This window comes from Streptococcus mitis (assembly GCF_005844455.1).
Taxonomy (GTDB): Bacteria; Bacillota; Bacilli; order Lactobacillales; family Streptococcaceae; genus Streptococcus; species Streptococcus mitis_BF.
This window is the reverse complement of the sequence record NZ_SPGF01000080.1, coordinates 1-6,099: the sequence shown is the minus strand read 5'-3', so window position 1 is coordinate 6,099 and position 6,099 is coordinate 1. Positions and strand designations below refer to the sequence as shown.

5 protein-coding genes and 1 pseudogene are annotated in these 6,099 nt (G+C 39.2%); 5 read left to right on the top strand and 1 reads right to left on the bottom strand.

Annotation, left to right across the window (positions count from 1 at the left end):
* Positions 1–67: 67 nt before the first annotated feature.
* Positions 68–247, top strand: a pseudogene (locus tag FGQ53_RS12230) (phosphate ABC transporter ATPase); the annotation flags it as partial.
* A gap of 14 nt (positions 248–261) precedes the next feature.
* On the top strand, positions 262–1,116 hold the full coding sequence (locus tag FGQ53_RS10840; protein ID WP_138338743.1) for an NAD(P)H-hydrate dehydratase: 855 nt from the start codon (positions 262–264) through the stop codon (positions 1,114–1,116).
* A gap of 147 nt (positions 1,117–1,263) precedes the next feature.
* Here the strand turns inward: FGQ53_RS10840 and pbp3 are convergent, their stop codons facing one another.
* A complete protein-coding gene (pbp3, locus tag FGQ53_RS10835) occupies positions 1,264–2,505 on the bottom strand; it encodes a D-alanyl-D-alanine carboxypeptidase PBP3 (protein WP_138338741.1) in 1,242 nt (413 codons plus the stop codon).
* Positions 2,506–2,607: 102 nt separating this feature from the next.
* On the opposite strand from pbp3, the gene FGQ53_RS10830 reads away from it, so the two are divergent.
* The 3 genes from FGQ53_RS10830 to FGQ53_RS10820 all read left to right on the top strand — a co-directional run.
* Positions 2,608–3,717: an AI-2E family transporter gene (locus tag FGQ53_RS10830; RefSeq protein ID WP_138338739.1), complete on the top strand. Its 1,110-nt coding sequence runs from the start codon at positions 2,608–2,610 to the stop codon at positions 3,715–3,717.
* A gap of 200 nt (positions 3,718–3,917) precedes the next feature.
* Positions 3,918–5,114 (top strand): elongation factor Tu, encoded by a 1,197-nt coding sequence (gene tuf / locus FGQ53_RS10825; RefSeq protein ID WP_007519453.1) that lies wholly within the window; start codon positions 3,918–3,920, stop codon positions 5,112–5,114.
* A 741-nt stretch (positions 5,115–5,855) separates the two neighbouring features.
* The coding region (locus FGQ53_RS10820; RefSeq protein ID WP_138338736.1) for a transposase family protein at positions 5,856–6,099 on the top strand (244 nt) is incomplete at its 3' end.

The window sequence follows — 6,099 nt, the reverse complement described above, 5'->3', positions numbered from 1 at the left end:
AAAACGGTTTGAATTAAGAGCTGAGTTGATTTGTGGCATCATCAACCACGAGATGATGTAGTTACCGAACAAGTCTAGTGAGTTGTATATTTGCATTATTCCAACTCATAATAAGAGCCAATTTGAAAATATTATTCCAACTAAAATACAAGATAGGGTGCATTATCTTGACTATGCTGGAGAAGACTTAGAAGAGTGGACTAAGAAAGTATATCAAGTTGTTTTAAAACAATCAGATAAAGGATAGTTGAGGAAAAAACGATGAAAGTGATTGATCAAGGTTTACTAGAAAAAGTCATTATTGAACGTTCTCGTACAAGTCATAAAGGAGACTACGGTCGTCTGCTGTTGCTTGGTGGGACTTATCCTTATGGGGGAGCAATCATCATGTCAGCCATTGCAGCTGTTAAAAGTGGAGCTGGTTTGGTGACTGTTGGAACAGATAGGGAAAATATCCCAGCTTTGCACAGTCATTTACCTGAGGCTATGGGCTTTTCTCTTCAAGACCAGCAATTGTTAAAAGAGCAGTTGGGGAAGGCAGAAGTTGTCTTATTGGGGCCTGGTTTAGGAGATGATGCTTTTGGAGAAGATTTAGTTAAACAGATCTTTGCTAACTTAAGCCAAAATCAGATTTTGATTGTAGACGGAGGGGCCTTAACCATCCTTGCTAGAACAAGATTGTCATTTCCTTCCAGTCAGCTTATCCTAACTCCCCACCAAAAAGAGTGGGAAAAACTGTCTGGAATTACGATTGAAAAGCAAAACGAAGCTACAACAGCTAGTGCCTTGACTTCCTTCCCTCAAGGAACAATTTTGGTAGAGAAAGGTCCAGCTACTCGTATTTGGCAAGCTGGTCAATCTGATTATTACCAGTTACAGGTTGGCGGTCCCTATCAGGCGACTGGGGGAATGGGAGATACTCTGTCTGGGATGGTTGCAGGATTTGCAGGCCAGCTTAAACAAGCTAGTCTCTACGAACGTGTGACAGTAGCGACTCATCTTCATTCAGCTATAGCCCAAGAATTAGCTCAAGAACATTATGTGGTCTTGCCAACGGAAATTAGTAATTGTCTTCCTAAAGTAATGAATAAAATATCTCAAAAAAGACTGGGATAAAATTCAATTTTAGGAGAAAACGAAGTAAATATTACCACAATAAAACGCATAATATCAAGTTTTTTTAATACCTGATACTATGCGTTTTTGACTTTAAAGCCTTTTTGCTCTGTTTCTATTTTGAAGCAATCTTTTGCTCAGTATGTTTTATAATTTTTCGTTGATAAATCGGATAAACTGATTCCACCAAACTTTTAAGAAGAAGGCTTTTTCAACTTTCTTTTCTGCTACCATTTCGAAACTAGGACGTTCTGTGGTTATGTAACCTTGACCAATCAAGTCCTTGTCTTCATAATTCAAATGGCCAATCACTGTTCCAGCTTCAAGTGGTGCTGGGATTGCTTTAGAATCGGGAGTGAATTGAACAGATTGGGAAGATTGATTCCCAACACGTTCAATTAGATAGATATCCTCTGGAGCAACTGCAGTGACCGCATCTTCTTTTCCATCTTGTACAGGGGCTTTGCTATTTTGGTAGGCATCGCCTTTTTGAACGATTTTACGAAGCGTGAATGTAGAAGAGATATAATCCATTAGTGAGGATGTAGCTGTGAAGCGAGCGTAAGGATTATTGTCCTGATGGTCTGCATTCAAAACAACTGTGATAACCCTCATGCCTTTTTCGACAGTAGTACCAACAAAAGATTCACCAGCTTTGTCTGTTGTCCCTGTCTTAAGTCCATCAAAACCATCGCGATGAGCAGGCATACCTTCTAACATGTAGTTGGTCGAAGTGATTGTCATCCCAGCAAAAGTAGAAGAAGGTTTTTTCGTTATTTCCAAAACTTGTGGGTATTTTTTGATGAGGTTACGAGCAACGATAGCAACATCATAAGCACTGAGCTTATTTTCATCATCTTTATTAGACCCTGGGTAAATATTATCTCCTAGAGTCTCGTTGTTAAGACCAGTTGTATTGACAAGGGTGGCATCTTTGATTCCCCATTCCAAGAGTTTGGCACGCATCATATCGACGAAGTCTTTCTCTGAGCCAGCAATTTTCTCAGCTAAGGCAATAGCGGCACTGTTGGCACTAGATACCAGGGTTGCTTCAAGCAACTCTTCGACAGTATAATTACGGGCCTCCATAGGAACATTACTGGCTTCAGAATTTGTCGTTAATTGATAAGGATAATCAGAAATATCTACTGGGGTGGATAGTGTGATACTTCCATTTTCTAGAGCCTCATAGACAAGATAAACTGTAAGTAGCTTTGTAATAGAAGCAATTTCGACAGGTTGAGTTGCATCTTTCTCATAGAGAATTTTACCAGTATTGGCCTCAACAGCAATCGCATGTTTAGCAGCAATGGTAAAATCTTGGGCAGCAACAGTAGATGCTGACCCAATTACGGATAGACTTAAGAGAGTTAAAATGATTTTTTTCATAGTAAGTTTATTCTAACATAAAGAAAAAAATATTCCCAGTTTCATGATAGAAGAAAGAAGCTTTTTTGAAAGTATGGTAAAATAGATGAATGGAGGTAGCTCATGTTTCGTAAGAATAAATTATTTTTTTGGACCAGTGAGATTTTATTATTAACAATCATTTTTTATTTATGGAGAGAGATGGGGGCGATTATCACGCCTTTTGTAAGCGTCGCAAACACCATCATGATTCCTTTTCTTCTAGGTGGCTTTTTATATTATTTGACCAATCCTATTGTAAATTTTTTACAAAAGTATTTCAAAATTAATCGTATCATTGGTATTCTACTAACCTTGTGTGCCTTGGTTTGGGGTCTTGTCATTGGGGTAGTCTATCTGTTACCGATTTTGGTCAATCAGTTGACCAGCTTGATTGCGACTAGCCAGACTATCTATAGTCGTTTACAAGATTTGATTGTGGATTTATCTACTTATCCAGCCTTTCAAAATTTGGATATTCAAGCGACAATTCAACAATTAAATCTATCCTATGTAGATATTTTACAAAATATCCTAAATAGTGTGACAAATAGTGTCGGAAGTGTCATATCAGCTCTCTTTAGTACCGTTTTGATTATTATTATGACCCCCGTGTTTTTGGTTTATTTTTTGTTAGATGGTAACAAATTTTTACCGATGCTTGAGCGCACTGTTTTAAAGAGAGATAAGTTGCATATTGCAGGTCTCTTAAAGAATTTGAATGCGACAATTGCTCGCTATATTAGTGGAGTCGCAATTGATGCGATTATTATCGGTTGTTTGGCCTTTATCGGATATAGCGTGATTGGTTTGAAATACGCTTTGGTCTTTGCTATCTTTTCAGGATTGGCCAATCTCATTCCTTATGTGGGACCAAGTATTGGCTTGATTCCGATGATTATTGCCAATGTCTTTACTGATCCTCATAGAATGCTAATTGCAGTTGTTTACATGCTGATTATTCAGCAAGTGGATGGGAACATCCTTTACCCTCGAATCGTTGGAGGAGTGATGAAGGTTCATCCAATTACGATTTTAGTATTACTTTTGTTATCAAGTAATATCTATGGCGTCATTGGTATGATTGTAGCAGTACCAACCTATTCTATCTTGAAAGAAATTTCTAAGTTCTTATTTCGCTTGTATGACAATCACAAAATAATGAAAGAACGAGAAAGAGAATTAGCTAAGTAAAAGTCAGGAAATTCCTGATTTTTCTTTAGGTAAATTATAGGAGTAGAAGTGCCATTTAGATTAGCCTATTAAGAATAATTCACAAAAACTTTGTAAAACACTTGCAATTTAGCAGAAATTTGATAAAATGGTAAGGAAAGTTAGACTGTATTGCCTACTGTCTATCTATAAAATATATTTTATTGGAGGCTTTTACTCAAATGGCAAAAGAAAAATACGATCGTAGTAAACCACACGTTAACATTGGTACTATCGGACACGTTGACCACGGTAAAACTACTTTGACTGCAGCTATCACAACTGTTTTGGCACGTCGCTTGCCTTCAGCAGTTAACCAACCTAAAGACTATGCGTCTATTGATGCTGCTCCAGAAGAACGCGAACGCGGTATCACTATCAACACTGCGCACGTTGAGTATGAAACTGCAAAACGTCACTATGCTCACATCGACGCTCCAGGACACGCGGACTACGTTAAAAACATGATCACTGGTGCCGCTCAAATGGACGGAGCTATCCTTGTAGTAGCTTCAACTGACGGACCAATGCCACAAACTCGTGAACACATCCTTCTTTCACGTCAAGTTGGTGTTAAACACCTTATCGTCTTCATGAACAAAATTGACTTGGTAGACGACGAAGAATTGCTTGAATTGGTTGAAATGGAAATCCGTGACCTCTTGTCAGAATACGACTTCCCAGGTGACGATCTTCCAGTTATCCAAGGTTCAGCTCTTAAAGCACTTGAAGGTGATACTAAATACGAAGATATCATCATGGAATTGATGGATACTGTTGATGAATACATCCCAGAACCAGAACGTGATACAGATAAACCATTACTTCTTCCAGTCGAAGACGTATTCTCAATCACTGGACGTGGTACTGTTGCTTCAGGACGTATCGACCGTGGTACTGTTCGTGTCAACGACGAAATCGAAATCGTTGGTATCAAAGACGAAACTCAAAAAGCAGTTGTTACTGGTGTTGAAATGTTCCGTAAACAACTTGATGAAGGTCTTGCCGGAGATAACGTAGGTGTCCTTCTTCGTGGTATTCAACGTGACGAAATCGAACGTGGACAAGTTATCGCTAAACCGGGTTCAATCAACCCACACACTAAATTCAAAGGTGAAGTCTACATCCTTACTAAAGAAGAAGGTGGACGTCACACTCCATTCTTCAACAACTACCGCCCACAATTCTACTTCCGTACTACTGACGTTACAGGTTCAATCGAACTTCCAGTAGGTACTGAAATGGTAATGCCTGGTGATAACGTGACTATCGACGTTGAGTTGATCCACCCAATCGCCGTAGAACAAGGTACTACATTCTCTATCCGTGAGGGTGGACGTACTGTTGGTTCAGGTATGGTTACAGAAATCGAAGCTTAATTCGATTTAGTTCCCAGAAGAACAATTATTTAAGTCAGACACTAAAAGAATCTTGCTTTGCAAGGTTCTTTTTTCGAAGTACGACGGGCATGTCGTTCATCTGAGGTGTAAGTCCTCGGTGGGCACCCGCTACCGGTGAACCCAATAGCGATTCCCAAGCCTGACTATCGTGAGGTAGCGGATTAAAACGGTCTGGGGATAGACCGTTTTAAGTCTGACGCTGGAAATATAGTAGATTGAAACAAGATGTGAACAAATCGATTAGGAAAGTCAAATTAATTTCTAGAAATATTTTAACAGCCATAACGTACTATTCTAGACTCAATCTACTATAAGAATCGTCAGAGGAAGGGATAGCGAAATCGTGGCTCTACGAACAGGAACGTGATAGTAAGGCGTATATAGCGGATAAGGGGGCTTCAAACTCTAAAGTCCAAAAAGGTAGTCGTAACCTATATGCATAAATCACGAGAGTAATTGGATTCGGACTAAGGTTTGTGTGAAAAAGATAAATCTTTCTAGAGTCTAAAGACTCTGCGTCAGATTTCCTATTTTCACTCTAACCTTTTAACGTTCTCATATCTTGTATAAACGAGGAAAGATGTACGACTTATCCCGTGAGGTCTCATGAGCGCTGAAAGCGTAGTAACAACGAATCATGAGAAGTCAGCCGAGCCCATAGTAGTGAGGAAACTTCTGTAATAGACTTGTTCGGTAACTCAAAAGTGGTATACTAAAGCTATGGAAACAACATACGAAAAAGCCTTAAAATTAAACTCAGAGAATTTCAAATTGTTGATAGGTGTTAAAAAAGCGACGTTTCAACTGATGCTTGATTGTCTCACTGACGCTTATCAAGAGCAACACCGAAAAGGAGGACGCCCACGCCGTCTAAGTATGGAAGACCAACTTATCATGACCTTGCGCTACTTACGCTATTACCCCACTCAACGCTTGTTGGCATTTGATTTTGGTGTAGGTGTGG